This window comes from Erwinia sp. E_sp_B01_1 (assembly GCF_036865545.1).
Taxonomy (GTDB): domain Bacteria; phylum Pseudomonadota; class Gammaproteobacteria; order Enterobacterales; family Enterobacteriaceae; genus Erwinia.
On record NZ_CP142208.1, the window covers coordinates 4,678,600 to 4,705,143 of the forward strand.

General features: G+C 54.3%; 24 protein-coding genes and 4 pseudogenes. 17 read left to right on the plus strand and 11 right to left on the minus strand.

Going from position 1 to position 26,544, the window contains the following annotated elements; genetic code table 11:
* The first annotated feature begins 75 nt into the window (after nt 1–75).
* From waaA to coaD, 3 genes are read left to right on the plus strand one after another with little or no spacing between them, the layout of a single operon-like run.
* Entirely contained in the window at nt 76–1,350 is a 1,275-nt protein-coding gene (waaA, locus tag VRC33_RS21710) for a lipid IV(A) 3-deoxy-D-manno-octulosonic acid transferase (RefSeq protein ID WP_338559387.1), read from the plus strand.
* The gene (locus tag VRC33_RS21715; RefSeq protein ID WP_338559390.1) at nt 1,351–2,133 is read left to right on the plus strand and encodes a glycosyltransferase family 2 protein; all 783 of its coding nucleotides are present in this window, start codon (nt 1,351–1,353) and stop codon (nt 2,131–2,133) included.
* Entirely contained in the window at nt 2,130–2,606 is a 477-nt protein-coding gene (gene coaD, locus VRC33_RS21720) for a pantetheine-phosphate adenylyltransferase (protein ID WP_338559392.1), read from the plus strand. The genes VRC33_RS21715 and coaD overlap by 4 nt, the downstream gene beginning before the upstream one ends.
* Before the next feature lie 16 nt (nt 2,607–2,622).
* On the opposite strand, the gene mutM is transcribed toward coaD, so the two are convergent.
* The 4 genes and pseudogenes from mutM to radC form a co-directional block, all read right to left on the minus strand.
* Nucleotides 2,623–3,432 (minus strand): bifunctional DNA-formamidopyrimidine glycosylase/DNA-(apurinic or apyrimidinic site) lyase, encoded by an 810-nt coding sequence (mutM, locus tag VRC33_RS21725; protein ID WP_338559394.1) that lies wholly within the window; start codon nt 3,430–3,432, stop codon nt 2,623–2,625.
* 86 nt (nt 3,433–3,518) lie between these two features.
* On the minus strand, nt 3,519–3,686 hold the full coding sequence (gene rpmG, locus VRC33_RS21730; protein ID WP_001051798.1) for a 50S ribosomal protein L33: 168 nt from the start codon (nt 3,684–3,686) through the stop codon (nt 3,519–3,521).
* 16 nt (nt 3,687–3,702) lie between these two features.
* Nucleotides 3,703–3,939, minus strand: a complete 237-nt coding sequence (rpmB, locus tag VRC33_RS21735; RefSeq protein ID WP_105594435.1) for a 50S ribosomal protein L28 — start codon at nt 3,937–3,939, stop codon at nt 3,703–3,705.
* Nucleotides 3,940–4,221: 282 nt separating this feature from the next.
* A pseudogene (radC, locus tag VRC33_RS21740) lies at nt 4,222–4,892 on the minus strand (DNA repair protein RadC).
* A gap of 198 nt (nt 4,893–5,090) precedes the next feature.
* Here radC and coaBC point away from each other — a divergent pair.
* The 3 genes and pseudogenes from coaBC to slmA form a co-directional block, all read left to right on the plus strand.
* Nucleotides 5,091–6,290: pseudogene (gene coaBC / locus VRC33_RS21745) on the plus strand (bifunctional phosphopantothenoylcysteine decarboxylase/phosphopantothenate--cysteine ligase CoaBC); the annotation flags it as partial.
* Nucleotides 6,291–6,317: 27 nt separating this feature from the next.
* A complete protein-coding gene (gene dut / locus VRC33_RS21750; RefSeq protein ID WP_338564384.1) occupies nt 6,318–6,737 on the plus strand; it encodes a dUTP diphosphatase in 420 nt (139 codons plus the stop codon).
* A gap of 127 nt (nt 6,738–6,864) precedes the next feature.
* Nucleotides 6,865–7,452 (plus strand): annotated as a pseudogene (gene slmA / locus VRC33_RS21755) (nucleoid occlusion factor SlmA); the annotation flags it as partial.
* A 38-nt stretch (nt 7,453–7,490) separates the two neighbouring features.
* Here the strand turns inward: slmA and pyrE are convergent.
* Together pyrE and rph are read right to left on the minus strand one after the other, a co-directional pair.
* Nucleotides 7,491–8,132, minus strand: coding sequence for an orotate phosphoribosyltransferase (pyrE, locus tag VRC33_RS21760; RefSeq protein WP_338559400.1), 642 nt, complete (start codon nt 8,130–8,132; stop codon nt 7,491–7,493).
* 54 nt (nt 8,133–8,186) lie between these two features.
* Nucleotides 8,187–8,903 (minus strand): ribonuclease PH, encoded by a 717-nt coding sequence (gene rph / locus VRC33_RS21765; RefSeq protein ID WP_338559402.1) that lies wholly within the window; start codon nt 8,901–8,903, stop codon nt 8,187–8,189.
* 205 nt (nt 8,904–9,108) lie between these two features.
* On the opposite strand from rph, the gene VRC33_RS21770 reads away from it, so the two are divergent.
* Nucleotides 9,109–10,293 (plus strand): nucleoside transporter C-terminal domain-containing protein, encoded by a 1,185-nt coding sequence (locus VRC33_RS21770; RefSeq protein ID WP_338559404.1) that lies wholly within the window; start codon nt 9,109–9,111, stop codon nt 10,291–10,293.
* 34 nt (nt 10,294–10,327) lie between these two features.
* Here VRC33_RS21770 and VRC33_RS21775 read toward each other — a convergent pair whose 3' ends face one another.
* Nucleotides 10,328–10,753: a DUF3574 domain-containing protein gene (locus VRC33_RS21775; protein ID WP_338559406.1), complete on the minus strand. Its 426-nt coding sequence runs from the start codon at nt 10,751–10,753 to the stop codon at nt 10,328–10,330.
* Between the two features lie 158 nt (nt 10,754–10,911).
* Between VRC33_RS21775 and VRC33_RS21780 the strand changes: the two genes are divergently transcribed.
* Together VRC33_RS21780 and VRC33_RS21785 are read left to right on the plus strand one after the other, a co-directional pair.
* Nucleotides 10,912–11,775 (plus strand): YicC/YloC family endoribonuclease, encoded by an 864-nt coding sequence (locus VRC33_RS21780; RefSeq protein ID WP_338559409.1) that lies wholly within the window; start codon nt 10,912–10,914, stop codon nt 11,773–11,775.
* Between the two features lie 377 nt (nt 11,776–12,152).
* Nucleotides 12,153–12,491 carry a zinc ribbon domain-containing protein YjdM gene (locus VRC33_RS21785; RefSeq protein ID WP_338559411.1) on the plus strand — a complete coding sequence of 113 codons (339 nt, stop codon included), beginning with the start codon at nt 12,153–12,155 and terminating at the stop codon, nt 12,489–12,491.
* 200 nt (nt 12,492–12,691) lie between these two features.
* Here VRC33_RS21785 and VRC33_RS21790 read toward each other — a convergent pair whose 3' ends face one another.
* Together VRC33_RS21790 and VRC33_RS21795 are read right to left on the minus strand one after the other, a co-directional pair.
* Nucleotides 12,692–13,372, minus strand: coding sequence for a DJ-1/PfpI family protein (locus VRC33_RS21790; protein WP_338564386.1), 681 nt, complete (start codon nt 13,370–13,372; stop codon nt 12,692–12,694).
* Between the two features lie 76 nt (nt 13,373–13,448).
* Entirely contained in the window at nt 13,449–13,850 is a 402-nt protein-coding gene (locus tag VRC33_RS21795; RefSeq protein ID WP_338564618.1) for a hypothetical protein, read from the minus strand.
* A gap of 136 nt (nt 13,851–13,986) precedes the next feature.
* Between VRC33_RS21795 and VRC33_RS21800 the strand changes: the two genes are divergently transcribed.
* Nucleotides 13,987–14,604, plus strand: coding sequence for a trimeric intracellular cation channel family protein (locus VRC33_RS21800; protein ID WP_338559414.1), 618 nt, complete (start codon nt 13,987–13,989; stop codon nt 14,602–14,604).
* Here the strand turns inward: VRC33_RS21800 and ligB are convergent.
* Complete coding sequence (gene ligB / locus VRC33_RS21805) at nt 14,579–16,270, minus strand: NAD-dependent DNA ligase LigB (RefSeq protein ID WP_338559416.1); 1,692 nt, start codon at nt 16,268–16,270, stop codon at nt 14,579–14,581. The two genes, VRC33_RS21800 and ligB, sit on opposite strands and share 26 nt — an antisense overlap.
* Nucleotides 16,271–16,524: 254 nt before the next feature.
* Here ligB and gmk point away from each other — a divergent pair, with 254 nt between their 5' ends.
* The 5 genes from gmk to recG are packed head-to-tail and all read left to right on the plus strand — an operon-like array spanning nt 16,525 to nt 22,399.
* Nucleotides 16,525–17,148, plus strand: coding sequence for a guanylate kinase (gmk, locus tag VRC33_RS21810; RefSeq protein ID WP_338559419.1), 624 nt, complete (start codon nt 16,525–16,527; stop codon nt 17,146–17,148).
* Between the two features lie 53 nt (nt 17,149–17,201).
* Complete coding sequence (gene rpoZ, locus VRC33_RS21815) at nt 17,202–17,477, plus strand: DNA-directed RNA polymerase subunit omega (RefSeq protein WP_004154766.1); 276 nt, start codon at nt 17,202–17,204, stop codon at nt 17,475–17,477.
* 21 nt (nt 17,478–17,498) lie between these two features.
* Nucleotides 17,499–19,619: a bifunctional GTP diphosphokinase/guanosine-3',5'-bis pyrophosphate 3'-pyrophosphohydrolase gene (gene spoT, locus VRC33_RS21820; protein ID WP_338559423.1), complete on the plus strand. Its 2,121-nt coding sequence runs from the start codon at nt 17,499–17,501 to the stop codon at nt 19,617–19,619.
* 3 nt (nt 19,620–19,622) lie between these two features.
* A complete protein-coding gene (trmH, locus tag VRC33_RS21825) occupies nt 19,623–20,321 on the plus strand; it encodes a tRNA (guanosine(18)-2'-O)-methyltransferase TrmH (protein ID WP_338559425.1) in 699 nt (232 codons plus the stop codon).
* Nucleotides 20,318–22,399, plus strand: a complete 2,082-nt coding sequence (recG, locus tag VRC33_RS21830) for an ATP-dependent DNA helicase RecG (RefSeq protein WP_338564387.1) — start codon at nt 20,318–20,320, stop codon at nt 22,397–22,399. Before trmH ends, recG begins: the two co-directional genes overlap by 4 nt.
* Nucleotides 22,400–22,417: 18 nt before the next feature.
* Here the strand turns inward: recG and VRC33_RS21835 are convergent.
* Nucleotides 22,418–23,067, minus strand: a pseudogene (locus VRC33_RS21835) (SDR family oxidoreductase).
* Between the two features lie 170 nt (nt 23,068–23,237).
* Here VRC33_RS21835 and VRC33_RS21840 point away from each other — a divergent pair.
* Together VRC33_RS21840 and VRC33_RS21845 are read left to right on the plus strand one after the other, a co-directional pair.
* Nucleotides 23,238–24,626: a uracil-xanthine permease family protein gene (locus VRC33_RS21840; RefSeq protein ID WP_338559427.1), complete on the plus strand. Its 1,389-nt coding sequence runs from the start codon at nt 23,238–23,240 to the stop codon at nt 24,624–24,626.
* Nucleotides 24,627–24,754: 128 nt separating this feature from the next.
* A complete protein-coding gene (locus VRC33_RS21845; protein WP_338559429.1) occupies nt 24,755–26,434 on the plus strand; it encodes an AsmA family protein in 1,680 nt (559 codons plus the stop codon).
* The last annotated feature ends 110 nt before the right edge of the window (nt 26,435–26,544 follow it).

Below are 26,544 nucleotides of genomic sequence, written 5' to 3' on the forward strand. Positions count from 1 at the left end.
CTGCTAACATGCCGTATTATTTTCCTTTTCCGGCATTCTCTGGCGCGAGTCACTCCGCACTTATAAAACACTGTGATGACAACACTTTATACCGTTCTGCTTTACCTCATTCAGCCTCTGATTTGGCTCCGTCTCTGGCTCCGTGGCCGGAAGGCTCCCGCCTACCGCAAACGCTGGGCGGAACGCTACGGCTATTGTGCAGGCAAAGTGAAGCCAGACGGTATTCTGCTGCACTCTGTTTCTGTCGGTGAAACTCTGGCAGCGGTGCCGCTGGTGCGTGCTTTACGCCATCGTTATCCTTCAATGCCCATTACCGTCACCACTATGACGCCAACCGGCTCTGAACGCGCGGCATCGGCTTTCGGTAAAGATGTACACCACGTATATCTGCCTTACGATCTCCCCGGCTCAATGAACCGTTTTCTGGACAATGTAAAGCCGCGCCTGGTGATCATCATGGAAACCGAGCTGTGGCCAAATATGATAGCGCTGCTGCACGAACGCAAAATTCCGCTGGTGATTGCCAACGCCCGTCTGTCTGAACGTTCGGCAAAAGGTTATAAAAAACTGGGCAAATTCATGCAGCGTCTGCTGCAGCGCATCACGCTGATCGCCGCACAGAATCAGGAAGATGGCGAACGCTTTATCAGCCTCGGCCTGAAGCGTTCCCAGCTGACGGTGACCGGCAGTCTGAAATTCGATATCTCTGTCACCCCAGAGCTGGCTGCACGCGCCATCACCCTGCGACGCCAGTGGGCCCCACGACGTCCGGTGTGGATTGCAACCAGTACGCATGAGGGTGAAGAAAGTATCATTCTTGAAGCCCACCGGAAATTACTGACCCGTTTCCCTAATCTGCTGTTAATTCTGGTGCCCCGCCATCCGGAACGTTTTGTGACTGCCCGTGAAATGACGCAGAAAGCAGGATTAAGTTTTACCCTGCGCAGCAGTGGTGAAATCCCTTCCGGCAGCACACAAGTGGTGATTGGCGATACCATGGGTGAACTGATGCTGCTGTACGGCATTGCCGATCTGGCCTTTGTCGGCGGCAGCCTGGTTGACCGGGGTGGCCATAATCCGCTGGAAGCGGCTGCCCATGCCATTCCGGTGCTGATGGGGCCTCATACGCTCAACTTCAAAGATATCTGCGCCAAACTTGAGAAGGCTGATGGGCTGATCACCGTAACGGATGCCAGCTCACTGGATAAAGAGATTGGGACGCTGCTGACTGACGAAGATTATCGTCTTTATTATGGCCGCCATGCGGTCGAAGTACTGCATCAGAACCAGGGTGCATTGCAGCGTCTGCTACAGTTACTCGAACCTCATCTGCCACAGCGGAATCACTAAATGTCTTCTCAGCCTTTATCCGTGGTGCTGATTGCCAAAAATGCGGCCGACCTGTTACCAGAATGTCTGGAGTCAGTTAGCTGGGCGGATGAAATTGTGCTGCTGGACTCCGGCAGTAGCGATGGGACGCCACAGATTGCCGCCAGACATGGTGCCAGAGTGTTTCACTCCTCAGAGTGGCACGGTTATGGCAAACAGCGGCAGCTGGCTCAAAGCTATGCCAGTCATCCGATGATTCTGATGATCGATACCGATGAGCGTGTCACTCCAGCGTTACGTGCATCGGTTCAGGCAGTGCTGGAGCGTCCTGCCTCAGAAGAGATTTACAGCCTTGGCCGTCGCAACCTGTTCCTGGGCCGCTTTATGCGTCATAGCGGCTGGTACCCGGACAGAGTGACCCGGCTTTACCCCGCCAGCTATCAGTACAATGACCATCAGGTCCATGAGTCGCTCGACACCAAAGGTGCGAAAGTGACGCCCCTGAAAGGGGATCTGCTGCATCTCACCTGCCGCGATTTCTCCGCCTTCCAGTGGAAACAGTTCGCCTATGCCGAAGCCTGGGCCAGACAGCGCCACCATCAGGGAAAGCGTTGCAGCCTCTTCTCCATTTTCGCGCACACCCTCGGGGCTTTTTTCAAAACGCTGGTGCTTCGTGCAGGTTTTTTGGATGGCAAACAAGGCTGGCTGCTGGCGGTGGTCAATGCGCAGTACACCTTTAATAAATACACGGCGCTTTGGGCGCTGAACCATTCTCATCACGCAACTGGCAAGGGCGGTCTATGAGCACCAAGGCGATCTATCCCGGCACGTTTGATCCGATGACTAACGGCCATCTCGACATCGTAACCCGCGCCGCGCTGATGTTTGACCATATCGTTCTCGCCATCGCCGCAAGTCCGGGCAAGAAGCCGATGTTTTCGCTTGAGGAACGCGTCAGCCTGGCAGAGCAGGTGGTTGCCCATTTGCCGAATGTGACCGTGGTGGGATTCAGTGATTTGATGGCGAATTTTGCCCGCGATCAGCAGGCTAATGTGCTGGTAAGGGGCTTGAGAGCGGTTTCTGATTTTGAATATGAACTGCAACTGGCCCATATGAATCGCCACCTGTTCGCGGAACTGGAAAGCGTCTTTCTGATGCCTTCAGAACAGTACTCCTTTATCTCCTCTTCCCTGGTAAAAGAAGTGGCGCGTCATCAGGGTGATGTCAGCGCCTTTCTGCCAAAACCGGTGCATACAGCCCTGCTGGCAAAGCTGTAGTGTTCTACCGGCAGGCTTATTTCTGACAATGCGGGCAATAGAAAGTGCTTCGCTGGGCATGCTTTGCGCTTTTAATCGGGGTGGAACAGACCCGGCAGGGCTCTCCTGCACGCCCGTAGACCTGCAACTCCTGAGCAAAATACCCCGGTTTTCCATCTGTCTGCAAAAAGTCTCGCAGCGTAGTTCCGCCCTGCTCAATCGAACGCAACAGAACAGCTTTGATGGTTTTCACCAGCAAATCGGCTTCATCATAAGTTAAAGCCATCGCCGGACGATCGGGCAGGATCCCCGCTGCAAACAGCGATTCACTGGCGTAAATGTTACCCACGCCGACCACCAGTTTATTATCCATAAGCCAGGGCTTTACCGGCGTACGCTTGCTTCTTGACTTTTCAAACAGATAATCGGCAGAAAAGGTTTCACTCAAGGGTTCAGGACCGAGATGAGCCAGCACATTACTGGCAGTCAAATCCGTGCTCCACAGCCATGCACCAAAGCGACGCGGATCGGTATAGCGCAGAATTTTGCCGTTGCTCATCACCAGATCAACATGGTCGTGTTTCGCAGGAGGCAGCTCTTCTGGCAGAACCCGCAGGCTCCCGGACATGCCAAGGTGGATGATGATCCAGCCGTGGGGCAGCTCAATCAGCAGATATTTGGCCCGACGCTGGACGCTGAGAACGGGCTGATCGCTGAGGCTGTGGATCTCGTGGGAAACCGGCCAGCGCAGGCGGTCATTGCGGACAATAGCATGAAGAATGGTGGCACCGACCAGATGCGGTTCAATCCCGCGGCGACTGGTTTCAACTTCAGGTAACTCCGGCATTTACTCGCCTCCCGTTAAGAACCGTTTTCCTTTTTTATAAAACAAAAAACCCGGCCGGAGCCGGGTTTTTCATCCACTGAAATCAATTACTTGATTTTAGCTTCTTTATAGATCACGTGCTGGCGGACAACTGGATCGAATTTCTTCAGTTCCAATTTTTCCGGCTTAGTACGTTTGTTCTTCGTGGTGGTATAGAAGTGACCTGTACCAGCAGAAGAAACCAGCTTGATCTTCTCACGAATACCTTTAGCCATGTTTCAGTTCCTTAACTTAGTACTTCTCACCGCGGGTACGCAGATCGGCCAAAACCGTCTCAATACCCTTCTTATCAATTACGCGCATGCCTTTGGCAGATACACGCAGTGTAACGAAGCGCTTTTCGCCCTCAACCCAAAAACGGTGAGAGTGCAGGTTCGGCAGGAAACGGCGTTTCGTCGCGTTCATTGCGTGGGAACGGTTGTTACCCGTTACCGGACGCTTGCCAGTTACTTGGCAGACTCGTGACATGTCTATTCTCCAAAAATCAAATCAGCTCGAGCTTTAAAAATAAGGTTTTGGCCGCCTCGTCAGGCTCTTAGCCCATCCAGGCGAGTTCTATGTGAACCCGCTGAGCAGGCCCATATGCCAAACCCGAGATTCTCAAAGGTGGCGTAGTATACGCCCTGCGCCGCCGGTGCTCAAGTCCCGAACAGATAAAGATCCCTGTGGATCGTGCAAAATTGCTTCATTTGAACAATTAATTGCCCTCTGAGCGGGTCAATTAATCGCCAGACAGTGAAGTAAGTCTGCCTAAATCCACCCTCTTTCTGCAAATGAAACAGACTCTCCCCGCCCAATCACGATATGGTCCAGCACCTGAATATTCATCAGCCGACAGGCAGCAACAATTTGCCGCGTCACGGCATGATCGGCTTTGCTGGGTCTGGATAAGCCGGAGGGATGATTGTGTGCCAGCACAAGGGAGGAGGCATTGTGAACCAGTGCTTCTTTCACAATTTCTCTTGGATGAACCTCTACACTGTTTATCGTCCCGGCGAACATCTCACTGGAGTGAATGAACCGGTTCTGATTATCAAAAAAACCACCATAAAGATCTCCCTTTCCCGGTGCGCCAGCTGGCTGTAAAAGTAATCAAGCATTTCTGCGGTCCCACCCGCCATCTGCCTCTCCTTCGCATGAGTGCAGTTGAAAAACCGTCGCGCCAGTTCTGTTATGGCATTTAACTGAGCATATTTTGCCGTGCCAATACCCCGGATTTCATTAAATGCCGATCTGTCAGCGGTCATCAGGTTATAGAGTGAGCCAAACCTGCCGATGAGTTGCTGTGCCAGGGCCATCACATGCACCCCGCCCGCACCCGTGCGTAAAAAAATAGCCAGCAGTTCGGTATCCGTTAATGTTGCCACGCCCTTATCCAGCAGTTTTTCTCTGGGGGGCGTCTCAATCCAGTTTGTGTTCATCAGCATCCCTTCTTCCTCCGTTGAAAAAAGCATGGCATTATATACAGTATTTTTCCACATCAGTGCTCTCACGCTGCGAGGCGTCTCGCAAACGCAACGTAGTGCTAACAGGAACCATCAGATGAGTATGGTAAAATGCCTGCATTGTGGCGGCAGAGCACTGCGCCAGTCTGACTCTACAGGGCGGATAGCAGCATGATGGGATTAACCGGAAAACACATTGTATTGGGCGTCAGCGGCGGTATTGCTGCCTATAAAGCGCCAGAACTGGTCAGGCGCCTGCGCGATCGCGGGGCGGAAGTGCGCGTGGTAATGACGGAAGCGGCGAAAGCTTTTATCACGCCGCTCAGCCTGCAAGCCGTATCGGGTTACCCGGTTTCAGATGACCTGCTCGACCCCGCAGCTGAAGCGGCAATGGGCCATATCGAACTGGGTAAATGGGCAGATTTAGTGATCCTCGCTCCCGCCACAGCCGATCTCATTGCCAGAGTGACAGCCGGTATGGCAAACGATCTGGTCACCACCATTTGTCTCGCGACTCCCGCTCCTGTTGCTGTTGTGCCGGCGATGAATCAGCAGATGTACCGGTCACTCGCCACCCAGCACAATCTTCAGGTACTGGCTGAACGGGGGGTGATGATTTGGGGGCCGGACAGCGGCAGCCAGGCTTGTGGAGATGTGGGTCCGGGCAGAATGCTGGACCCGCTGGCGATTGTTGCGGAAGCGGTGAACTGGTCTTCACCCGTCAACGATTTGAAACATCTCAACATTATGATCACCGCCGGTCCAACCCGCGAAGCTCTTGATCCCGTGCGGTTCATTAGTAATCACAGCTCAGGTAAGATGGGCTTCGCTATTGCCGCTGCGGCGGCAAAACGGGGGGCCAGCGTGACGCTGATCAGCGGCCCGGTGACGTTATCTACCCCGCCTTGGGTAAAGCGTATTGATGTCACGACCGCCGCAGAAATGCAGGATGCGGTCATGGCAACGGCAGCAAGACAGCATATTTTCATTGGCGCTGCCGCCGTTGCAGATTACCGTGCCGCCGATGTGGCGGTAGAAAAAATCAAAAAACAGGGTGATGAAGTCACCCTCAAAATGGTAAAAAACCCCGATATTGTCGCAGGGGTAGGAAACATGTCTCAGGGCCGCCCTTATGTGGTGGGATTTGCGGCAGAAACCCAGAATGTGGAAGAATACGCGCAACAAAAACGGGTACGTAAAAACCTGGATTTAATCTGCGCTAACGATGTTTCGATAGCCGGGCAAGGTTTCAACAGTGATAACAATGCCCTGCATCTTTTTTGGCAGGAAGGAGATAAAGCCTTACCGCTCAGCGATAAGTCGCTCCTTGGCCAACAGTTACTAGACGAGATAGTCAGCCGTTATGATGAAAAAATCGACGTTAAGATCTTAGATGCGCGCGTGGGTAAAGATTTCCCATTACCCACCTACGCCACCTCAGGATCGGCAGGTCTGGACCTGCGTGCCTGCCTGAACGAAGCCATTCTGCTGGCCCCTGGTGCTACCACGCTGGTGCCCACCGGCCTGGCTATTCACATCGGTGACCCTCAGCTGGCCGCCGTCATCCTTCCGCGTTCAGGCCTTGGTCATAAGCACGGTGTGGTTCTGGGCAACCTGGTGGGGCTGATTGACTCTGACTACCAGGGTCAACTGATGGTTTCCGTCTGGAACCGCAGCCAGGACGCGTTCAGCATTGAACCCGGCGAGCGTATCGCACAGATGGTTTTCGTCCCGGTCGTGCAGGCTGAGTTCAATCTGGTTGAAGATTTCGACACCAGCGATCGCGGAGAAGGTGGCTTTGGTCACTCTGGTCGTCAGTAACTGTCAACCGACAGATCCGTAGCGATTAACTTATCCTTATTTCCTTCGCGAGCACTCTGCTCGCGGATGTTGCGTGGGCAACTGCCCTTCAAGGTAATATTTCAGGGGTCTTTCTGGACATGGCAGAAAAAAGAGTGCGAAAAGGAATCGTCGCGAAGAAATATTGCAGGCTCTGGCACAGATGCTGGAATCCAGTGATGGCAGCCAGCGGATCACTACTGCAAAGCTGGCAGCAAACGTTGGGGTATCCGAAGCGGCGCTTTACCGGCATTTTCCCAGCAAAACCAGGATGTTCGACAGCCTGATCGAATTTATTGAAGACAGCCTGATTACGCGCATCAATCTGATTTTGAAAGACGAAAAAGAGACGCTGCCGCGTCTGCGTCTGATCATCCAGTTAATTCTGGGCTTTGGTGAGCGTAATCCGGGTTTATCGCGCATTCTGACCGGTCACGCGTTGATGTTTGAACAGGATCGCCTGCAGGGCCGGATCAATCAGCTGTTTGAGCGTATCGAAGTGCAATTGCGTCAGGTTCTGCGTGAGCAGAAAATGCGTGACGGCGAAGGCTTTACCACGGATGAGACGCTGCTGGCGAGTCAGATGCTGGCACTGTGCGAAGGCCTGCTTTCACGCTTTGTTCGTTCAGGATTCCGCTACCGCCCTACGGTAGAGTTTGATACCCGCTGGCCCTTAGTGGCTTCTCAGCTGGTCTAGAAAGCATGCGGGTCAGAAGAGACTGACCCGCAAAATAGCTAAATGCCGTACTCTTTACGGTAAGCCCGGACGGAGACCAGATGGTCCGCCATTTCAGGCTTCTCTTCCAGATAAGCAATCAGCTCATTCAGCGTAATAATCGAAATGACCTTACAGCTGTAATCCCGTTCCACTTCCTGAATAGCGGATTCCTGACCGCGTCCACGCTCCTGACGATCGAGCGAAATCAGCACGCCAGCCAGGGTAGCATTGTTCGCGGCGATGATTTCCATCGACTCACGAATTGCCGTACCCGCTGTGATCACATCATCCACCAGCATAATGCGCCCCTGCAGCGGGCTGCCTACCAGCGTTCCACCTTCGCCGTGATCCTTTGCTTCTTTACGGTTGAAGCAATAGGGCACGTCACGGTCGTGATAATCGGCCAGCGCCACAACGGTAGTGGTCGCGATAGGAATGCCTTTATAGGCGGGACCAAAAACCAGATCGAAATCAATACCGGAATCAACCAGTGCCTGAGCGTAAAAACGCCCGAGTAATGCCAGGTCACGGCCAGTATTAAACAGACCGGCATTGAAGAAATAAGGGCTGGTACGCCCTGATTTCAGCGTGAACTCACCAAACTTCAGCACCTGCTTGTTGATGGCGAATTCGATAAATTGGCGCTGCCAGGCTTTCATGTCTTGGTCCTCTGCTAGTCATAAAAAAGGCGACTCTCTGGTCGCCTGGAAAAATCAGTCCTGCAATGCCGCCTTCTGCGCCACGATCAGGGAATCAATGCCCCCTCGTGCAAGCGCCAGGAGCTGAAGCAGTTCATCATGGCTGAACGGCTCGCCTTCTGCAGTGCCCTGCACTTCAATCATGCGGCCATCTTCGGTCATCACCACATTCATGTCAGTTTCAGCAGCAGAGTCTTCAACATACTCCAGATCGCACAGTGCTTCACCGTTAACGATACCTACGGAGATTGCCGCAACCATGCCTTTCATCGGGTTAGCTTTAAGTTTACCGATAGCCACCAGATGGTTTAATGCATCGGCCAGCGCAACGCAGGCACCGGTGATAGAGGCTGTGCGGGTGCCGCCATCAGCCTGTAAAACGTCGCAGTCGAGGGTAATAGTGAACTCACCCAGCGCTTTTAAATCCAGTGCAGCTCGCAGCGAGCGGGCAATCAGACGCTGGATCTCGAGCGTGCGGCCACCCTGCTTACCTTTAGCGGCTTCACGGGCGTTGCGGCTGTGCGTAGCGCGAGGCAGCATGCCATATTCAGCCGTTACCCAGCCCTGGCCCTGACCTTTCAGAAAACGCGGCACGCCTTCTTCGATGGTGGCGGTACAAAGTACTTTGGTATCACCGAATTCAACCAGAACTGAACCTTCAGCATGTTTGGTGTAGTGACGGGTCAGTGTGACGGGACGCACTTGTTGTGCGCTACGGCCTGCTGGACGCATGGTTTCTCTCCGGCTAGCAAAACATTATTGGCTGCGCATTATACGGATTTCACCGGCAAATGCCTATGGCCGCCTGACAGGTGACGATGGTTATACCCTTTTCGGCCATGCTAAGCGAAAATCAGCAGGAGAGGCGGCGTGAAAAGCAGCGCCAGTTGTGGCTAAATGCTGCCTTCTTTCATTCAGTCTGCCGGACATTGCTGATATGCCTGACGTAATTCACTTTCTCCTGGCCCTTGTGGTCATCTTCTGCCTGGCGTTACTGTTCAGTAACGACCGTAAAAAAATCCGCCCTCGTGTCATCCTTCAGTTAGTGGTCATTGAAGCTGCTCTGGCGTGGTTTTTCCTGCATGCCAGCAGCGGGCTGTCGGTAGTAACGGCATTTTCAGGATTTTTTGAAACGCTGTTGAAGTTTGCCGGGCAGGGATCAGACTTCGTGTTTGGCGGTATGGCAAGTCAGGGACTGGCCTTTATCTTCCTGGGCGTGCTTTGTCCGATCATCTTTATTTCCGCGCTGATCGGTATATTGCAGCACTTACGTATCCTGCCGGTACTTATCCGGCTGATCGGCACTCTTCTTGCCAAAGTTAACGGCATGGGCAAGCTGGAGTCCTTTAATGCGGTCAGCACGTTAATCCTCGGCCAGTCTGAAAACTTCATCGCTTATAAAGGCATACTGGCGGATATCTCTCCACGACGTCTCTATTCCATGGCTGCGGCGGCGATGTCGACGGTATCGCTGTCGATTGTAGGCGCCTATATGTCGATGATTGAACCGCGCTATGTTGTTGCGGCACTGCTGTTGAATATGTTCAGCACCTTTATCATCCTGTCGATCATCAACCCCACAGTGCCGGGCGATGAGCCGGAAATCAAACTGGAGAAACTGCACGAAAATCAGAGTTTCTTCGAGATGCTTGGCGAATACATTCTCGCAGGATTCAAAGTGGCGATGATCATTATGGCTATGCTGATTGGCTTTATTGCGCTGATTGCCGCCGTTAACGCTATCTTCTCCAGCCTGTTCGGCATCAGTTTTCAGGAGATCCTTGGCTATGTTTTCTGGCCATTTGCCTGGCTGATTGGTATTCCCGCACCAGATGCCCTGCGCGCTGCCAGTATTATGGCAACGAAGCTGGTCTCCAATGAGTTTGTAGCGATGATCGAACTGAAAAAAATTGCTGCCGGGCTGTCGCCACGCGGATTGGGGATCCTGTCGGTATTCCTGGTTTCATTCGCTAACTTTGCCTCAATTGGCATCGTCGCTGGTGCCATCAAAGGCCTGGATGAACGCCAGGGCAATGTGGTGTCACGCTTTGGCCTGAAGCTGGTTTATGGCTCCACGCTGGTCAGCCTGCTCTCAGCCGCCTTTGCCGGACTGGTGCTGTAAATCTCCGGAAGCCCGGTTCATCCCGGGCTTTCTCTCAGAATGACACGCAAACCGGCGTATCTACCCGCATCACCGATTCCTGGTGAAAGCGCTGTTTATAACGGGCGCGAAGCACCTCAATGTTCTGCTCGTCCTGCCGATTTACCGCATGGATCAGCATCAGTGATTTACTTCCCTCATGCGCAACTTTGCCATCTTCTCCCAGCCATTGTCCTCGGGCATCAAATACTGTCAGTCCAGCTTTAAAACGCGGCGTCACATCATTATCAATAAACGACTGCCATTCGGGCTGGGTAATATCCTTGCCCTGAGGTCTGCTCAGACCAAAATAGAGCGTGGTTTGTTGCATGGCGTCACCCGTTTTACAGACCGGTGCGCGGACGGTGGCCTGCTGCGCTGGCGTCATACAACCGCTCAGGGTCATAGCCAGCACCACAGCGATAAACGGAAAGGTTTTCATGCGGTTCCTTTTAAGCTTCAGGGGTATCAGCATCTTAAGCAGACGCCAGCAAAATGCCAGAAGTCGTGCTGAATTTGCGGAGTTTGACCGAATGCCTGTTAAGGCTTGCCCTGCACCGCTATAATCCGTCCATCTTTCTCTGAAAACGGGTACAGAATATGATCCGCAGTATGACCGCCTACGCCCGGCGTGAAACCAAAGGCGACTGGGGCAGCGCAGCGTGGGAGCTTCGTTCCGTTAACCAGCGCTATTTAGAAACCTATATCCGCCTGCCAGAGCAGTTCCGTGGTCTGGAGCCAGTCATCCGCGAACGTATTCGTAATCGCCTGACGCGCGGTAAAATCGAGTGCAACCTGCGTTTTGATGCCGACCCGAGCGCGCAAAGTTCGCTGGTACTGAACGAAAAGCTGGCTATCCAGCTGGTTCAGGCTGCTAACTGGGTCAAAATGCAGAGTGACGAAGGGGAGATCAACCCGGTCGATATCCTCCGCTGGCCTGGCGTGATGTCCGCTGAAGAGCAGGATCTGGACTCCATCTCCGCAGAGCTGTTAAAAGCGCTGGATGGGGCGCTGGATGACTTTATCACCTCCCGCGAGACGGAAGGCACCGCCCTGAAGTCGCTGATCGAACAGCGCCTGGAAGGCGTCAGTACGGAAGTCAGCAAGGTTCGCGCACAGATGCCGGACGTACTGAAATGGCAGCGTGAACGTCTGGTTACCAAGCTGGAAGATGCCCAGGTACAACTGGACAGCAACCGCGTGGAGCAGGAACTGATTATGCTGGCGCAGCGCGTGGATGTGGCGGAAGAGCTGGATCGTCTGGAAGCCCACGTCAAAGAGACCTATAACATCCTGAAGAAGAAAGAAGCCGTTGGCCGCCGTCTCGACTTTATGATGCAGGAGTTCAACCGTGAGTCGAACACCCTGGCCTCTAAATCAATCAATGCGGATGTGACCACTTCAGCCATCGAGCTGAAGGTGCTGATCGAGCAGATGCGCGAGCAGATTCAGAATATCGAGTAAGCATTCGATAATAGTCACAAAGAGATAAACTTCAGTAAGCCCGTGCATTTGCCGGGCTTTTTGCTATTAAAAATCATAAAAATCCAAAATCGTGCATCAGCATGTTATCTAACGGCGTTAATTTACTTACCAGCAATGCGTAAACCGTTATTCCGCAATCTGAATTCGCTTTTTAACGTCTTTCAGGAATACCGTCAGGGTAAAGCTCATCATTACCAGCAGGTTCTTTTTAGTTAGTACTAACAGGTGCGGCGTAAAGCATACTCTTTATAACTCAACATCCTTTTGAGGTTGCTGCGGTTTTTTTGTAGTAGGTTTAGTTTCGCCACCAGGCTAAAATACCCCCTAATTTTTTATGGATTCTTTTGAGGCCTGTTATGCAAATCCTTCCTCCGTGCCCTAAATGCCACTCTGAATATACCTGGCAAGATGGTGCCCTCTTTAACTGCCCGGAGTGTGGTCACGTCTGGGCTAAGGGCGCTGATGCTGCTTCCGATGATGCACTGATAGTGAAAGATGCCAACGGCAATCTACTGGCCGATGGCGACAGCGTTACCGTAATAAAAGATTTAAAAGTGAAAGGCAGCTCTACGCCACTGAAGATCGGAACCAAAGTGAAAAGCATTCGGCTGGTAGAGGGTGACCACAATATTGACTGCAAAATCGACGGGTTTGGCCCAATGAAGCTGAAGTCTGAGTTCGTGAAGAAGAACTAACGCGAACTGCTGCGCAGCTATGCCGTTCCGTTAACGGCTGATACTCAGGCAAGCATTGCGCTGACCAGGGCCGGGACGTGATCAATGTTCCGGCCTGAGTCAGTTAGCCCGTGTCAAATCAGAGGAGGGTAATTCCGGCCATGAAATGGCTCCTCAAAACTTCGATGTTACCTCTCTGGCCCTGAATGATCTCTTCTACCTCAGTGATATTTCCGGGCCGCTGTCTCCAAAATTGGCATTTTCTCCTGAATCACCTTTTGCATTCTTTGCATCACCTTTTCACGGACATCTGGCGGCGCTGTATCAGGGCTACCCGCATTGAAAGGCGGTGCCGGTGCATATTCCAGCCCCAGTTGAATGGACTGAGCTACCTCTTCTCCGGCGATTTCTGCAATCACCACCAGCGCAAAATCGATGCCTGCCGTCACGCCTCCACCGGTTATCACATGCCCATCTTTTACCACCCGCCCCGGATCAGGAATGGCGCCAAACAGCGCTAACGAATCACGCCATGCCCAGTGGCAGGCCGCCCGTTTGCCGTTGAGCAGGCCCGCTGCCGCCAGAATCAGTGACCCGGTGCAGACCGAAGTCAGATAGCCTGCACCCAACCCCAGCCGACGTATTGCCGCCAGGAAATCAGCATTTTCAATTGCATTGGTACAGTTACCGCCGGGCATACAGAGCACATCACAATCGGCGATATCTTCAAGCCGGGACAAACTGGCAAAGCTGAAGCTCCCCACATCCACCGGCTCAGCCCCCAAAGAGGCCACTATCACTTTTGCATCCGCTAAATGTGAGAAGAACTGATAAGGGCCGGTAAAATCCAGCTGAGTAATCCCCTGATACAGAGGCATTACTATGGTGAAAGGTTTTTTCATAGTGTTCTCCAGAAAGGCTGGCCTGGTCAGGGTATAAGCATTTTCTCTGGCGATGATAGCCAGTCTGCCATCATATTTAGTCATATTCTGCCGCCTCGTCAGCCGTAATCAGCGACATTTTTTCCAGCTGCAACACAATGGAGCGAAGGCTACGCTCATGTAACTGGCCCAGCGTGCGAATGCCAATGCTGCTCTGAAAATCTTCCCTGAGCCTGAGCTTGTCCTCCTCGCTCCAGGGTAAATAAGCATTTGCAGGTCTGCCACCGGCCCGGTTTTTTTCACGCCGTTGCTCCGGGGTCAGCTTTATCTTCTCTTTTCTCTTGATCTGCGGGAACTCATCACCTTCAAACTCTTCAGCCAGCGAATAGAGAAGCCGGATTATCTCGCTGGCATGGACCACCGAAGTGGGTGGCAGTAACTCGCCAGTTTCAGGGTGAACTCCTCTGGCTAACTGTTTAAAAACGTCCCCTGCTCTCATTTTATCTCTCCCTGTTCAAAATGCTCTTATCCACTCCGGATTAGCTAAACTAATTTAACCAACACGTTTTAAAAAATTCAATCGTCAAACTCACTCAAATCCTTCAAGCTTGCCGCCGATTACTCTGGAGCTGGCTATGTTACTTACTGTTCTCTACATCATCGGTATCACGGCAGAGGCCATGACCGGCGCACTCGCTGCGGGACGCCGTAAAATGGATATGTTTGGTGTCATTATTATCGCCTCCGTCACCGCTATTGGCGGCGGCTCAGTGAGGGATATGCTGTTAGGGCACTATCCTCTCGGTTGGGTTCAGCATCCGGAGTACATCATCATCGTGGCCGCTGCCGCCGTGGTCACGACTCAGGTAGCGCATCTGATGCCACACCTGCGTAAAGTCTTTCTGGTGCTGGATGCGCTGGGGCTGGTGGTGTTCTCTATCATTGGCACCAAAGTCGCCCTGGATATGGGCCATGCCCCGATCATTGCAGCTATTTGCGCGGTCATCACCGGCGTGTTTGGCGGCGTACTGCGGGATATGTTCTGCAACCGCATCCCGTTGGTCTTCCAGAAAGAGCTGTATGCAGGCATCGCTTTTGCCTCCGGCTGGATTTATATACTGCTGTTAAAAACGCCGTTATCTCACGAAGTGGTGATCACTATTACCCTGCTGTTCGGTTTCCTTGCGCGCCTGCTCGCCCTGCGCTTTAAGCTTGGTTTGCCGATCTTCAATTATCCGCATGCCGAGCACTGAGTGGCGCAGCAACTTTTTGCTGTAAAAAGTGGATAAGCGAGGCTGTATCAGGATGATGAAGAAAACGCACTATCAGGCTGGCGCGCTGCATTCCAATACCAGGTAACCGCTGCCAACCTGAGACTTCCCGCGAGAGCAGCGTTTGCCAGTCGTCATCTTCAAGGGCATTTAAGGCTTGCTCCGGCACAGGAACACCCAGCGCTTTTACCCAGCGTTTAAAGGGCTGCTGTTGACTCAAGCTGAACTGATGGTAAAGGCGGGCGGCCCGCTTTGCTGTTAAGCCGGTGATCTGGCTAAGTTGTTCCGGTGTAAGCATCATCCATGAAAACAGATGAGTCAGTTGCCCCGACTGGATTAATTGCCGCCAGGTGCTGCGGTGGATGCCGGGCATATCCAGTGCCGTTTTACTGCTTAACCAGGCCAGCCGCGCCAGAAACTGTTCCGCACAGGGGGATGACCAGGAAAAACAGCTGAGCATGTGAAACAGCGAAGCATCCGGAACAGCGGGCAGCATACGCTGAGTTACCCGCCAGAGAACCCCGTCCAGCCGCGGGATCCCTTGCCCGGCCAGGCTGACCACAATTTGATCGCCAGCCACAATGTCAGCCTCCTGCCAGCGACGGAATGACCCGAGGTTTACGCGGCTGACCTGTTTATCATCCAGCCTGACGGGTACAAGATTCAGCACGGCGCTGATTTTCCCGGTGCGGCCGATGGGAAAATCCACAGAGCGAACTTCTGTGCTGACGGTCACAGGCGTGTATTTCCAGGCTACCGACCAGTTATTCTCACCCGGTAACCAGTGTTCTCCTTTTATGGGGTTGCCGTGTATCACGACCCCATCAGTGACAAACGGCAGCGGCTGCGAGAACCACCGCTCGCGCCAGTCTGCAACCTCCTCCGCATCGGCTACCGGCTTACTCCACTCAGCGGTTAATGGAAAACCAGCCTCTTTCAGCCGGGCCACCCGCTGTTGCAGCGAGGCAGGCCCGTCAGGCCATGCCCAGATAAAAATACCTAACTTTTCCAGCGTGTCTGTTGCCCCATTACGTCGCATTGCTCCGGCCACCACCGCACGGGCATTGACCCCACCCTGAAGGGCCTGCTGATGACCGGTCATCTTCAGATAGAGTTCACCCTGTAAGATCAGGGCGCCAGTCTGGCCGGAAATCGTTTGTGGGAGGGCAGGGATCAGACGGGCTTTTTCTGTCCAGTCTTCACCTTGCAGGCCGTTGCCCCGGCTGATGACCTTATCCAGTCTGCCATTCTGGTACTGCAAGGTCACTGCAACACCGTCCACTTTGGGCTGTACCCAGAGCGCGTGCCTTCCCGCCATCCAGCGGGCAACGGACTGTTTATCAGTGAGTTTTTTCACCCCTACATGAGCAACAGGATGAAAAACTTTGCCATTACTGGCGAGTGCTGGCTGGCGCAGATCGCTACCGGGGCTGAAGCATTGCTGCCAGTGCTGGTACTTTTGGGCGAGGGCATCATAGTGCCCGTCCGGGACCGGGCTTTGCCCTTGCCGGTAATAGGCGTCATCCCATTCAGCCAGCTGTTTCTCCAGCGTGGCCATTTCCTGCCCGGCTCTGGCCGGTGTCCAGACGGGGCATGATGCCTGAGCGGCACCACAGCACAATGCCAGTAATAAGCCTGTGATCTTCATCCCTGCACTCTCCTTTATTTGTGCTTTCGGGAGTAAAAAGGAATCTGGCCTGGCTGGCGAGGGGTAAAAATCGTTGCTGGAATCCAGCCTGTAAAGAAGATCGGCTTAGCATGAAAAGCAACATCATTACCGGGACCTGCTTTCCATATTCCGAGAAAATCACGGCCTTGCTGCCTGAAACGCTGCATGAAGGGCATCAGCCGTGTATACTGTGCAGGAAGTAGACTCCGCTTTATTGGCATATCAAGATAATCATGGCTCAAGGCACACTTTTTATTGTTTCTGCTCCCAGTGGGGCGGGAAAATCCAGCTTGATTCACGCACTGCTGAAAACGCAGCCGCTGTACGATACTCAGGTCTCCATTTCCCATACCACCAGGGGAGTGCGCCCGGGCGAAAGTCACGGTGAACATTATTACTTCGTCTCGCACGACGAATTCCGCGGCATGATTCAGGAAGACGCTTTCCTTGAGCATGCCGAAGTGTTTGGCAACTTCTACGGTACTTCGCGTAAAGCGATTGAGCAGGTGTTGTCGACGGGTGTGGATGTGTTCCTGGATATCGACTGGCAGGGTGCGCAGCAGATTCGGCAGAAAATGCCGCAGGCACGCAGCATTTTTGTGTTGCCGCCATCGAAAGATGAACTGGATCGCCGTCTGCGTGGGCGCGGCCAGGACAGCGAAGAGGTGATCACCCGACGCATGGCCCAGGCCGTAGCGGAGATGAGCCACTTTGCAGAATATGATTACCTAATTGTGAATGATGATTTCGACCTGGCGCTGTCAGATATGAAAACCATCATTCGCGCTGAGCGTCTGCGTATGGGCCGTCAAAAATCCCGTCATGATGCGTTAATCAGCAAACTATTGGCAGACTGAGGACAACTCAGTATGATGCCCAGTCATTTCGTCACCCGTGGAGTATCACATTTATGGCACGCGTAACCGTACAGGACGCAGTAGAAAAAATTGGTAACCGTTTTGACCTGGTTCTGGTGGCAGCACGTCGCGCTCGTCAGATGCAGGTTGGCGGTAAAGATCCGCTGGTTCCTGAAGAAAACGACAAATCTACCGTGATCGCTCTGCGCGAAATCGAAGAAGGTCTGATCACCAACCAGATTCTGGACGTGCGTGATCGTCAGGAACAGCATGAGCAGGAAGCCGCTGAATTGCAGGCCGTTACCGCTATCGCTGAAGGTCGTCGTTAATCACCAGCCTGCAGGTTGCCCTTGTATCTGTTCGAAAGTCTCAATCAGCTGATTGAAAAATACTTGCCTGAGGATCAGGTTAAACGCCTCAAGCAAGCTTACCTTGTCGCACGTGATGCTCACGAGGGACAGACGCGTTCCAGTGGTGAGCCCTATATCACTCACCCGGTAGCCGTTGCCTGCATCCTGGCTGAAATGAAGCTCGACCATGAAACGCTCATGGCCGCGCTTTTGCACGACGTTATCGAAGACACCCCAGCCACCTATCAGGATATGGAACAGCTGTTCGGACAGACTGTTGCTGAACTGGTAGAGGGGGTTTCCAAACTCGATAAGCTGAAATTCCGCGATAAAAAAGAAGCCCAGGCGGAGAACTTCCGCAAAATGATCATGGCGATGGTGCAGGATATCCGCGTCATTCTGATCAAACTGGCTGACCGTACGCATAACATGCGCACGCTGGGTGCATTGCGACCGGATAAAAAACGGCGTATTGCCCTGGAAACGCTGGAAATTTACAGCCCCCTGGCCCACCGTCTTGGTATTCATCATCTGAAAACCGAGCTGGAAGAGCTGGGCTTTGAAGCCCTCTACCCCAACCGCTACCGCGTCATCAAAGAAGTGGTTAAAGCGGCCCGCGGCAACCGTAAAGAGATGATCCAGAAAATCCTCTCTGAAATTGACGGTCGTCTGCAGGAAGCGGGGGTCTCCTGTCGCGTCAGTGGTCGGGAAAAACACCTCTATTCGATTTACTGCAAAATGCACCTGAAGGAGCAGCGGTTCCATTCCATTATGGATATCTATGCTTTCCGGGTCATCGTCAGTGATGTCGATACCTGTTACCGGGTTCTGGGGCAGATGCACAGCCTCTACAAACCTCGTCCGGGTCGGGTTAAAGACTACATCGCTATACCCAAGGCCAACGGCTATCAGTCACTCCATACCTCCATGATTGGCCCGCACGGCGTGCCGGTTGAAGTGCAGATCCGTACCGAAGATATGGATCAGATGGCGGAGATGGGTGTGGCAGCACACTGGGCTTATAAAGAGCAGGGTGAAAGTAGCACAACCGCACAGATTCGCGCCCAGCGCTGGCTGCAAAGCCTGCTTGAGCTGCAACAGAGTGCCGGTAGCTCCTTTGAATTTATCGAAAGCGTGAAATCCGATCTGTTCCCGGATGAGATTTACGTTTTCACCCCGGAAGGCCGCATCGTCGAACTTCCTGCTGGCGCGACGCCGGTCGACTTTGCCTATGCCGTGCATACCGATATCGGCCATGCCTGTGTGGGTGCCCGTGTCGATCGTCAGCCTTATCCCCTTTCACAGCCGCTGACCAGCGGGCAAACCGTAGAGATCATCACTGCACCTGGCGCACGACCTAATGCCGCCTGGCTGAACTTTGTGGTGAGCTCTAAAGCCCGTGCGAAAATCCGTCAGCTGCTGAAAAACCTCAAGCGCGATGATTCGGTGAGTCTGGGCCGCCGTCTGCTCAACCATGCGTTGGGTGGCAGCCGTAAACTGGCCGAAATCCCGCCTGAGAATGTTCAGCACGAGCTGGAAAGGATGAAGCTGGCCACGCTGGACGATCTGCTGGCCGAGATAGGTCTGGGTAACGCCATGAGCGTGGTGGTGGCGAAAAATCTGCAGCAAAGCGAGCAGACTTCCCCATCAACGCCGCCCGTTTCCACGCCTTCACGCAGCAAGCTGCCGATCAAGGGCGCCGATGGCGTGCTGATCACCTTTGCCAAATGCTGCCGCCCAATCCCTGGCGATCCGATTGTGGCGCACGTCAGCCCTGGCAAAGGCCTGGTGGTACACCATGAATCTTGCCGTAATATTCGTGGCTACCAGAAAGAGCCTGAGAAATTCATGGCCGTGGAGTGGGATAAAGAGACGGAGCAGGAGTTTGTGGCGGAGATCAAGGTGGATATGTTTAACCACCAGGGCGCGCTGGCGAACCTGACAGCGGCAATCAATACGGCCGGATCCAATATTCAGAGCCTGAATACCGAAGAGAAAGATGGCCGGGTATACAGTGCCTTTATCCGTCTGACCGCACGCGATCGCGTTCACCTGGCGAATATTATGCGTAAAATCCGCGTAATGCCGGACGTGATTAAAGTTCATCGTAACCGAAACTAGCGCATGAATGCTCAACGTTATGCCCGCATTCTGGAGATGCTGGCCGCCCGCCAGCATGACCTGACCGTTTGTATGGAGCAGGTCCACAAGCCCCATAACGTCTCCGCCGTGATCCGCACGGCGGACGCGGTCGGCGTGCACGAAGTCCATGCGGTCTGGCCTGGCAGCAGGATGCGCACCATGGTCTCTTCGGCGGCTGGCAGCAACAGCTGGGTGCAGGTGAAAACTCATCGCACCATTGCTGAAGCCGTTACCCAGCTGAAAGGCCAGGGAATGCAGATCCTCGCCACTCACCTTTCTGATAAAGCCGTAGATTTCCGTGAGATTGATTACACCCGACCGACCTGTATTTTAATGGGGCAGGAAAAAACGGGGATCACTCAGGAGGCTCTCGACCTGGCCGATCAGGATATTATTATCCCGATGATCGGCATGGTGCAGTCGCTGAATGTTTCTGTCGCCTCAGCGCTCATCCTGTATGAAGCGCAGCGTCAACGGCAAAACGCCGGCATGTATCAGCGCACCCACAGCACGCTGGAGTATCACGAGCAGCAGCGTCTGCTGTTTGAAGGGGGCTATCCGGTGCTTGCCAGAGTCGCAAAGCACAAGGGTCTGCCCTATCCGGTGATTAACGAGGTGGGCGAAGTGGTGGCCGATCCCGAGTGGTGGGCGACCATGCAAGCCTCGGTACGCAGAAAATGACCGGTCGCCTGCTGGATGCCGTCCCGCTGAATTCACTGTCAGGCGTTGGCGCAAGTCAGGCAGGCAAACTGGCGAAACTGGGGCTGGTTACCGTACAGGATTTGCTGTTACACCTGCCGCTTCGCTATGAAGACCGCACCCAGCTTTATGCCATCAACGATCTCCTCCCAAATATTTATGCCACGGTAGAAGGTGAAGTGCTGCAAAGCGATATCACTTTTGGCCGCCGGCGGATGCTGACCTGTCAAATCAGTGACGGCACCGGCATCCTTACCCTGCGCTTTTTTAACTTCAATGCCGGCATGAAAAACAGCCTGTCACCGGGTAAACGCGTTACCGCTTATGGCGAGATTAAACGCGGCCAGCGTGGTGCAGAGATCATACATCCGGAATACCGCGTACAGGGTGATAACAGCGTGGTGGAGCTGCAGGAGACGCTGACCCCGGTCTACTCCACCACGGAAGGTATTCGCCAGGCCACGCTGCGTAATCTCACCGATCAGGCACTCGACCTGCTGGATACCTGCGCCATCGCCGAGCTGCTTCCCCCGGAGTTGAGTCAGGGCATGATCAGCCTGAAGCAGGCCTTACGCACGCTTCATCGTCCGCCACCCGACATGGCACTGGCCGATCTGGACAGCGGAAAGCATCCGGCACAGCGACGCCTGATCATGGAGGAGCTGCTGGCCCATAACCTCAGCATGCTGGCCGTGAGAGCCGGGGCACAGCGTTATCATGCGTTGTCGATGCCTGCCCGTCATGAACTCAGCGACAGGTTGCTGGCGGCGCTGCCGTTCAGCCCTACAGGCGCACAGGAACGCGTAGTGCGCGAAATCGAGCTGGACCTGGCCCATGACTATCCGATGATGCGCCTGGTGCAGGGAGATGTCGGGTCAGGCAAAACGCTGGTGGCTGCCCTGACGGCGCTGAACGTGATTGCTTACGGCAAACAGGTCGCCATGATGGCTCCGACAGAGTTGCTGGCAGAGCAGCATGCAAATAACTTCCGCCAGTGGTTCGCGCCGCTGGGGATTGAGGTTGGCTGGCTGGCCGGAAAGCAAAAAGGCAAGGCACGTCTGGCGCAGCAGGAAGCGATTGCCAGCGGTCAGGTTTCGATGATCGTCGGCACCCATGCGATTTTCCAGGAACAGGTGCAGTTCAACGGGCTGGCACTGGTGATTATCGATGAGCAGCACCGGTTTGGTGTGCATCAGCGTCTTGCCCTGTGGGAAAAAGGAGAAGAGCAGGGTTTCCATCCCCACCAGCTGATCATGACTGCCACCCCGATCCCACGCACGCTGGCAATGACCGCCTATGCCGATCTCGATACCTCAACCATCGATGAACTGCCGCCGGGCAGGACGCCGGTGACCACCGTAGCGATCCCTGACACGCGAAGAGCAGACATTATTGCCAGGGTTAAAAGCGCCTGTAGTGATGAGGGCCGTCAGGCTTACTGGGTCTGTACGCTGATTGAAGAGTCGGAACAGCTGGAAGCTCAGGCCGCTGAAGCGACCTGGGAAGAGCTTAAGCTGGCGCTGCCGGAGTTGCAGGTTGGGCTGGTACACGGGCGTATGAAGCCCACAGAAAAACAGGCGGTGATGCACTCCTTCAAGCAGGGGGAGATTCATCTGCTGATTGCCACCACGGTCATTGAAGTCGGGGTGGATGTTCCTAATGCCAGCCTGATGATTATTGAAAACCCGGAGCGTCTGGGGCTGGCACAGCTCCATCAGCTTCGGGGCCGTGTGGGTCGTGGATCCGTGGCCTCTCACTGCGTGCTGCTTTATAAAGCCCCGCTGAGTAAAACTGCCCAGAAGCGTCTGCAGGTGTTGCGCGACAGCAATGACGGGTTCGTGATTGCCCAGTGCGATCTGGAAATCCGTGGCCCCGGCGAAATGCTGGGTACCCGCCAGACCGGCAATGCCGAGTTTAAAGTAGCCGATTTACTGCGGGACGGGGCAATGATCCCGGAAGTACAGCGCGTCGCCCGACACATCCACCAGCATTATCCGGAACAGGCTCAGGCGCTGATTGAACGCTGGCTACCGGAAACGCAGCGCTACACCAACGCCTGACGGCAGTGACCTCCCGCTTCAGGAGGCCATATCGCTGACCGCCTCGTCGACGGGTTGCTCACCGGTGGTCAGTTCCAGGATCACCCGGTTCACTTCCGGTTTTTCAATCAGGCTGTGCAGCACCGCAGCCACGTCCTCACGCGGTACGGAACCATAGGGAATAGCCAGCCCAAGGCGCACTTTACCGCTGCCAGCGTCGTTGACCAGGGTGCCGGGGCGAAGAATGACCCAGTCCAGCGAGGTCGCTGCCAGCATTACATCCGCCTGCTTCTTTACCTGCATATAGTGTTCAAAGGTTGGAGAAATTTTTTTGCCCGTCCTGCTTCCGGGAAAGCGGAGACCAGCAGAAAGCGTTTTATGCCTGCCAGCCTCGCAGCCTCAGCCGCAAACTTGCAGCCGCGTCCGTCAATACCGTCGGTTAACTCAATACCTGCACCGGCAGCACCGGCAGAGAACACCACCGCATCACACCCCTGCATCGCTTCTGCCAGTTTTTCACTGCTGGTGTTCATCAGGTCTGTATTGACCGGTTTAACCCCATCCGCCAAAAGTGCTTGTTCCTGCCCTTCACGCCGCCAGATACCCGTGACCTGATGGCCCGCCTTGACCAGTCGTTTTCTTAAATGGCTGCCAACGCCACCCGTTGCACCAATAATAAATACCTGCATTTGTTCCTCGCTCAATGACTTTTGCTTCAGGGTAAACCCCATTAGTTTAGCGAACAGCGGGCCGTTTCGCTGCCTGTGGTCTGAACAACGCGCTTCTGGCCCCGGCAATCGTTTGCTTTTAGCCGCTATATGATTAAAATCGCCACTTCGTTTGTCAGAGAGCCCGGAAAATGTCCTCCCCAATTCCCGATGCAGAAGCCAGCCGTAACCCTATTCCCACTGCACACAGTGAGCTGATCTACCGTCTGGAAGATCGTCCTCCTCTGCCGCAGACCCTGTTTGCCGCCTGTCAGCATTTACTGGCGATGTTTGTTGCGGTGATTACGCCAGCCCTGCTGATTTCTCAGGCGTTAGGCCTGCCCGCGCAGGATACGCAGCACATTATCAGCATGTCGCTGTTTGCTTCGGGCGTGGCTTCGCTGTTGCAGATCAAAACCTGGGGGCCGGTAGGTTCAGGCTTACTGTCGATTCAGGGCACCAGTTTCAACTTCGTCACGCCGCTGATTATGGGTGGAATGACGCTGAAAAATGGCGGGGCCGACGTGCCCACCATGATGGCGGCGCTGTTTGGCACGCTGATGCTGGCCTCCTGCACCGAGATGATCCTCTCCCGCTTCCTGCATCTTGCCCGGCGCGTCATTACCCCGCTGGTTTCCGGCATTGTGGTGATGATTATCGGCCTGTCTTTGATTCAGGTCGGCCTGACCTCCATCGGGGGCGGCTTTGCAGCTATGAGCGATCACACTTTTGGCGCGCCAAAGAATCTGCTGCTTGCTGGCGCGGTGCTGCTGGTGATTGTGCTGCTTAACCGTCAGCGTAACCCTTATCTGCGGGTTGCTTCACTGGTGATTGCTATGGCCGTGGGCTATCTGCTTGCCTGGGCCCTGGATATGCTGCCTGAGACAACATCGCCGGTGAATCAGGATCTGATAACTCTGCCAAGGCCGTTTTACTATGGACTGAGCATTGACTGGAATCTGCTGATCCCGCTGATGCTGGTCTTTATGGTGACCTCGCTGGAAACCATTGGTGATATCACCGCGACCTCGGATGTCTCCGAGCAGCCCGTTACCGGGCCGGTATATATGAAACGCCTGAAAGGCGGCGTGCTGGCAAACGGGCTTAATTCCTTCGTCTCTGCACTGTTCAATACCTTCCCTAACTCCTGTTTTGGTCAGAACAACGGCGTGATCCAGCTGACCGGCGTGGCCAGTCGCTATGTGGGCTTTGTGGTAGCTCTGATGCTGGTTGTTCTCGGCCTCTTCCCGGCAGTGAGCGGCTTTGTGCAGCACATTCCGGAACCCGTGCTGGGCGGTGCCACGCTGGTCATGTTCGGCACCATCGCCGCTTCCGGCGTGCGCATTGTCTCCCGCGAGCCGCTAAACCGCCGGGCGATCATGATCATGGCGCTGTCGCTGGCCGTGGGGTTAGGCGTTTCTCAGCAGCCGCTGATCCTTCAGTTCGCACCTGACTGGTTGAAAACGTTGCTCTCCTCCGGCATTGCCGCTGGCGGCATTACTGCCATCATTCTGAATCTGCTCTTTCCTCAGGAAAAATAATCCGTTCCTGTGCCATCCTGTGGGGATTAACGGAGGGTCTGCGGGCCCTCTGACCCCGCAGACGGTTGAGCTTCGATGATAAATCAGGCATAACAACCTTTTGCCTGATGTTCACAGGGACAGATGCCATGAAAGTATTCGGAAAAATTCTGCTGACCCTGCTGCTGGTGCTGTTACTGGCCACAGTGGCAGTCTATGTCGTGCTGCAAACCCAGTGGGGCGCCGGGTGGATCAGTCGCACCCTCAGCAAGCACACCGATTACCAGCTGACCATGAGCAAGCTGGAGCATAACTTCTCCGATCCTGACCTTCTGATCCTGAACAACGTCTCTTTTGGGCATAAAACCCAGCCGGCCATACTGACAGCGAAGCGCGTAGAGCTTGAACTTAGCTGGATCCAGTTTACTCAGCCACTGCATTTCTCCAGCATCCGGCTGGACAATGGCGTACTGAATATTACGGATGGCAAAACGCTGCCGTTAGAGGCTGACCGGCTGCAGCTGAGCCAGATGGCGGTTAACAGCCCTCACTCCAGCCTTCCCGTTTCGGCTAAGCGTGTGGATGGCGGTATCGTGCCGTGGAAACCTCTGGCGAACAATTTCACCGGCAGCGATGCCAGTTTCCAGATGAGCGCAGGATCGCTGGAAATCAACGGCTTCCCCGCCTCTGACGTGCTGATCCAGGGCCGTGTAAACAACAAACAGCTGGTGATGAGCAACGTTGGAGCGGATGCCGCGCTGGGTTCAGTGACGGCCAGCGCGCAGCGTGATGCCCAGGGCAACTGGCAGGTCGCCAGCTTGAGACTCAACAGTATTCGCCTGCAAACGGATAAGACCCTCAGCGATTTTCTTGATCCGTTACTCGCCCTGCCCTCCGTGCATTTCGACCGTATTGATATGACAGATGCGCGTCTGGAAGGCACAGACTGGGCAGTGACCGACCTGGATATGGCGCTTAAAAATATCACGCTGCGCAACGGTGACTGGGAAAGTGATGACGGCTCGCTGTCGATGAATGCCAGCACCTTTGTCAATGGCAGCCTGCAGCTCAACGATCCGATTGTGGATATGACCTTTTCCCCTGAAGGCGTGGCGCTGTCGCAGTTCAGTTCCCGCTGGGTCAATGGCCTGATCCGTACCGCAGGCAAATGGACCCGCAATGATAAGAAACTGACGCTGGATCAGGTGGCTGTGGCTGGCCTGGAGTATACCCTGCCGCAGAACTGGCGTGGGCTTTGGCTGGCACGCCTGCCGGGCTGGCTGGACAGTGTTGAAGTGAGTAAATTCGCCGCCAACCGGAATCTGATTATTGATATTGACCCGGCCTTCCCTTTCCAGATGACCTCTCTTGAAGGAAATGGCAGCAATTTGCAGCTGGCACGGGATCATCAGTGGGGGATCTGGTCGGGCAATCTGAGCCTGAACGCCGCCGAAGCGACGTTTAACCGCGTGGATGTCCGTCATCCTTCCATCAGCCTGAATGCCGATGCCAGCAACATCAACATCACCGAATTAAGCGCCTTTACTAAAAACGGCATGATTGAGAGCCTGGCTACGCTGTCTCAGCAGCCCCAGCGGGCGCTTACCATCACTCTGAATGGCCGTCAGGTTCCGGTCAACCTGCTGCATGAATGGGGCTGGCCAATGCTGCCGCTGGAAGGCGAAGGCGATTTACAGCTAAAAGCTCAGGGCAGTCTGGCCGCCGATGCGCCGTTAAAACCCTCAGTTAACGCCACTCTTTCCGCCACCGCTGGTGACAAGACACTTCAGCAAACGATGCGGGCAGGCCAGGTCACCGGGGCGCAGTAGAGATTTCCATTTCATTCAGTGATATTCCTGAAGCGCGGGCTTAACTTTCCCGCACTTCAGGAATGTCCGCCATATCTCTTGTTTTAAGCATCCCACGGGTAAGGTATAGT

What these genes read in the sequence shown, in the direction of transcription:
- waaA (WP_338559387.1), top strand. Translation starts at nt 76, where the DNA reads ATGACAACACTTTATACCGTTCTGCTTTACCTCATTCAGCCTCTGATT.
- VRC33_RS21715 (WP_338559390.1), top strand. Translation starts at nt 1,351, where the DNA reads ATGTCTTCTCAGCCTTTATCCGTGGTGCTGATTGCCAAAAATGCGGCC.
- coaD (WP_338559392.1), top strand. Translation starts at nt 2,130, where the DNA reads ATGAGCACCAAGGCGATCTATCCCGGCACGTTTGATCCGATGACTAAC.
- mutM (WP_338559394.1), bottom strand. Translation starts at nt 3,432, where the DNA reads ATGCCGGAGTTACCTGAAGTTGAAACCAGTCGCCGCGGGATTGAACCG.
- rpmG (WP_001051798.1), bottom strand. Translation starts at nt 3,686, where the DNA reads ATGGCTAAAGGTATTCGTGAGAAGATCAAGCTGGTTTCTTCTGCTGGT.
- rpmB (WP_105594435.1), bottom strand. Translation starts at nt 3,939, where the DNA reads ATGTCACGAGTCTGCCAAGTAACTGGCAAGCGTCCGGTAACGGGTAAC.
- pyrE (WP_338559400.1), bottom strand. Translation starts at nt 8,132, where the DNA reads ATGAAAGCCTGGCAGCGCCAATTTATCGAATTCGCCATCAACAAGCAG.
- rph (WP_338559402.1), bottom strand. Translation starts at nt 8,903, where the DNA reads ATGCGTCCAGCAGGCCGTAGCGCACAACAAGTGCGTCCCGTCACACTG.
- VRC33_RS21770 (WP_338559404.1), top strand. Translation starts at nt 9,109, where the DNA reads ATGCCTGACGTAATTCACTTTCTCCTGGCCCTTGTGGTCATCTTCTGC.
- VRC33_RS21775 (WP_338559406.1), bottom strand. Translation starts at nt 10,753, where the DNA reads ATGAAAACCTTTCCGTTTATCGCTGTGGTGCTGGCTATGACCCTGAGC.
- VRC33_RS21780 (WP_338559409.1), top strand. Translation starts at nt 10,912, where the DNA reads ATGATCCGCAGTATGACCGCCTACGCCCGGCGTGAAACCAAAGGCGAC.
- VRC33_RS21785 (WP_338559411.1), top strand. Translation starts at nt 12,153, where the DNA reads ATGCAAATCCTTCCTCCGTGCCCTAAATGCCACTCTGAATATACCTGG.
- VRC33_RS21790 (WP_338564386.1), bottom strand. Translation starts at nt 13,372, where the DNA reads ATGAAAAAACCTTTCACCATAGTAATGCCTCTGTATCAGGGGATTACT.
- VRC33_RS21795 (WP_338564618.1), bottom strand. Translation starts at nt 13,850, where the DNA reads ATGAGAGCAGGGGACGTTTTTAAACAGTTAGCCAGAGGAGTTCACCCT.
- VRC33_RS21800 (WP_338559414.1), top strand. Translation starts at nt 13,987, where the DNA reads ATGTTACTTACTGTTCTCTACATCATCGGTATCACGGCAGAGGCCATG.
- ligB (WP_338559416.1), bottom strand. Translation starts at nt 16,270, where the DNA reads ATGAAGATCACAGGCTTATTACTGGCATTGTGCTGTGGTGCCGCTCAG.
- gmk (WP_338559419.1), top strand. Translation starts at nt 16,525, where the DNA reads ATGGCTCAAGGCACACTTTTTATTGTTTCTGCTCCCAGTGGGGCGGGA.
- rpoZ (WP_004154766.1), top strand. Translation starts at nt 17,202, where the DNA reads ATGGCACGCGTAACCGTACAGGACGCAGTAGAAAAAATTGGTAACCGT.
- trmH (WP_338559425.1), top strand. Translation starts at nt 19,623, where the DNA reads ATGAATGCTCAACGTTATGCCCGCATTCTGGAGATGCTGGCCGCCCGC.
- recG (WP_338564387.1), top strand. Translation starts at nt 20,318, where the DNA reads ATGACCGGTCGCCTGCTGGATGCCGTCCCGCTGAATTCACTGTCAGGC.
- VRC33_RS21840 (WP_338559427.1), top strand. Translation starts at nt 23,238, where the DNA reads ATGTCCTCCCCAATTCCCGATGCAGAAGCCAGCCGTAACCCTATTCCC.
- VRC33_RS21845 (WP_338559429.1), top strand. Translation starts at nt 24,755, where the DNA reads ATGAAAGTATTCGGAAAAATTCTGCTGACCCTGCTGCTGGTGCTGTTA.